At 46.6% G+C, this 607-nt stretch carries 1 protein-coding gene; it reads right to left on the bottom strand.

Annotated elements, in window-relative coordinates:
* Window positions 1-217: 217 nt before the first annotated feature.
* Window positions 218-607: glycerol-3-phosphate dehydrogenase C-terminal domain-containing protein (locus R7Z47_RS25675; RefSeq protein WP_318130870.1), on the bottom strand; the 390-nt coding region annotated here is incomplete at its 5' end.

The following is a 607-nucleotide window of genomic DNA, read 5'->3' on the forward strand; positions in this document are numbered from 1 at the left end:
TGAGCGCACTACACGCCGCAACTTTCTCACTCCTTCACATTGAAGTCATGGGGGATAATTATTCAAATGAGTATGATTGCATTTTACGCCAAATGTCTATGAATAATTGTTCTTATTGGTAAGCAAGTGAAGCAATAAGAACCGCACAGCAACAAGGGGAAACAAAAAGCCTGCAACGAGGCAGGCTTTGTCATAGGTGAGGGGGGGGAGGAGCTTTCTAGCTAACCTGAGAAAGGTTGACCACTTTTTGTTGCAACTTTTCTTTCAGGTAGTCGGCAAGTGCCTGTTTTTCTTCGTCGTTCATGTAAAGGCCAAGTTTAGTACGACGCCATAAAATGTCTTCGTCGGTTAGCGCCATTTCATGATTCATCAAGTAATCGATCTCGCGTTGGTACACGCCGCCTGCTTGCTCTGAGAACGCTTGGCCAAGATCGGCTTCACTGGATGCGCCTTCCATCAAATCCCACGTTTGCGTACCAAACTGAGTCACATAGCGCAGAATCAGCGCTTGCGGTGCCCATGAGTATTTCGCGTGAATTTGTTTCGCTAACTGTTCACGGGTGCAGCTAAAGTTACCACCTGGTAGCGTTTGATTTGCTGTCCAGTT

Source organism: Vibrio sp. 1641, from assembly GCF_033339995.1.
Taxonomy (GTDB): Bacteria; Pseudomonadota; Gammaproteobacteria; order Enterobacterales; family Vibrionaceae; genus Vibrio; species Vibrio alginolyticus.